Here is a 2,642-nt window from a genome sequence, read left to right as displayed (position 1 = left end):
CGGGGCGACCGTCCCGCGGACCCGCCGCCGCCGGACGAGCCGGGAGGCCCGCTCGACGCGGGCGCCACGGTGACGCTCGGCGCGTGGGACGTGCTCGTGGCGGTGACCCGGTGAGCGCGCGCTGGCCCACCGAGGGCCTCGCGTTCGGCGGCGACTACAACCCGGAGCAGTGGCCGGAGGAGGTCTGGCAGGAGGACGTCGCGCTCATGCGCGAGGCGGGGGTCAACCTCGTGAGCGTCGGGATCTTCTCGTGGGGCGAGCTCGAGCCGGAGGAGGGCGTCTACCGGTTCGAGTGGCTCGACCGCGTGCTCGACCTGCTGCACGAGAACGGCATCGGCGTCGACCTCGCGACGCCCAGTGCCGCGCCGCCCGTGTGGCTCCATCTCAAGCACCCGGAGATGCTGCCGGTCGACGCGGACGGCCTGCGGTACACGCAGGGCAGCCGCGAGTCGTGGTGCCCGAGCAGCCCGGTGCTGCGCGAGCACGCGCTGCGGATCGCCCGCGTCCTGGCCGAGCGGTACGGACAGCACCCGGCCGTGCGGATGTGGCACGTGTCGAACGAGCTCGCGTGCCACAACGGGCGCTGCTACTGCGACGTGTCCGGGGCGGCGTTCCGCGACTGGCTGCGCACGCGCTACGACGACGTCGACGCGCTCAACCTCGCGTGGGGCACCGCCTTCTGGGGGCAGCGGTACGCGTCGTTCGACCAGGTGCTGCCGCCGCGGCGCACGACGACGATCCCGAACCCGGGGCAGCGCCTCGACTTCGAGCGGTTCTCGTCCGACGCGTTCGTCGACCACCTCGCCGCGGAGGCCGCGGTGCTGCGCGAGGTCACGCCGCACCTGCCGGTCACGACGAACTACATGGTGATGGGCGAGTTCCACCAGCTCGACTACGCGGCCACGACGCCGCTCGTCGACCTGGTCTCGAACGACCACTACCTGTGGGCGGCGGACCCGGACGGCTGGGCGGAGCTCGCGTTCAGCGCCGACCGCGTGCGCGGGCTCGCGGGCGGTGAGCCGTGGCTCGTCATGGAGCACTCGACGAGCGCGGTGAACTGGCAGCCGCGCAACCTCGCGAAGAACCCCGGCCAGCTGCTGCGGAACTCGTTGCAGCACGTCGCGCGCGGCGCCGACGGCGCGCTGTTCTTCCAGTGGCGGCAGTCCCGGGCGGGTGCCGAGAAGTACCACTCGGGGATGGTGCCGCACGCCGGCCGCGACTCGGCGCTGTTCCGGGACGTCGTCGAGCTGGGTGCCACGCTCGGGCGGCTCGCGGAGGTGCGGGGGAGCGTCGTCGAGCAGGCGCGCGTCGCGCTGCTGTGGGACACGCAGGCGTGGTGGGCCGCCGAGCTCGAGGCGCACCCGACGGTCGACGTCCGCTACCTCGACCAGGCCCGACGCCTGCACCGGTCGCTGCTCGACGCGGGCGTCCCGGTGGACGTGCTGCCCGCGACGGCGGCGCTCGACGGGTACGACGTGGTGCTCGTCCCGACGCTGTACCTGGCGCCGGACGGGCTCTCCGACCGGCTCCGCGCGGTGGTGTCCGCCGACGGCACGGTGGTGCTGGTCTCCGCGCAGGACGGTCGGTGGCTCGTGACCGCGCACGACGCGGCCGACGGCACGGCGCTGTGGTCGCAGGACCTGGCGCCCGTGCAGGTCTCCGGCTTCGAGAGCAGCCTCGTCGCGTGCCCGTCCCGCGGGGAGGACGTCGGCGGGCTCGTCGTGTGCCTGGTGACCGAGCCACGCGTCGTGTACTCGGACGACGCGTCGGTCGACGAGCCCGCGCACACCCGGGTCGTCGCGCTCGACGCGGCCGACGGCGAGCAGCTCGGGGAGTGGGAGGTCGACCAGGCGCTCGTCGAGGCGGGCCGCGTGGGCGACGACGTCGTGCTGGTGACGCTCGACGACGCGGGCCACGCGGTCGCCGAGCGGCGCGCGGGGGTCGGCGGTGACGTGCGCTGGACGTACACGACGCCGGACGTGCTGGAGTCGATCACGTTGAGCCGCGTCGCCGACGCGACGGTCGCGCGCGACGTGGTGGTCGTCGAGGGCGTCGTCACGACGGTCCTCGACGTCGACGACGGCGCGGTCCTGACGACGGGGGCGCCGTACCGGAACCTGCAGGTCGTGGCGCTGCAGGAGGGCTTCGCGACGTGGGCGACGGTCGGCGGGGGCCAGGTGCACGGCCCGGACGGTGCGGAGCGCTTCGCCGTGGACGGCCTGCCGGTGCCCTTCACGCTCGACGACGGCACGGCGGCCGACGTGCTCGTCGTGGACGACGGTTCCCGGCTGCGCGGCGTGGACGCGGGGACGGGCCGCGTGCGGTGGTCGACCGACACGATGCTCGACGTGCGGGCGCGCGTGTCCGAGCGGCTGCTGGTGTCGGGTCTGACGCGGTTCGGCGTGGTGGACGCGTCGGACGGCCGGGTCCGCTGGGTGTCCGACGCGGGCGACCCGATGCCGTGGACGCCGCTGACGGACGGTGCGCTGGTGCTCGCTCCCGGCCTGGCGCCGGACGGCACGGCGCAGCTGGTCGGCCTCGGGCTCGACGACGGCGTGCGCTACTGGGCGCTCGACCTGCCGGGCCGGGTGCAGCGGATCGACGGCTTCGGCGGCGTGCTCGTCGCCCGGACGGCGGACCAG

At 74.8% G+C, this 2,642-nt stretch carries 1 protein-coding gene; it reads left to right on the top strand.

Annotated features, from left to right (window positions below; genetic code table 11):
- Window positions 1-110: 110 nt before the first annotated feature.
- Window positions 111-2,642 (top strand): beta-galactosidase (locus HGA02_RS15855; RefSeq protein WP_343035522.1); only part of this gene is annotated, 2,532 nt, incomplete at its 3' end.

This window comes from Cellulomonas septica (genome assembly GCF_012396155.1).
In the GTDB taxonomy this organism is placed as follows: Bacteria; Actinomycetota; Actinomycetes; order Actinomycetales; family Cellulomonadaceae; genus Cellulomonas; species Cellulomonas septica.
The sequence above is the reverse complement of the archived record's forward strand: the minus strand, read 5'-3'. Positions and strand labels throughout refer to the sequence as shown.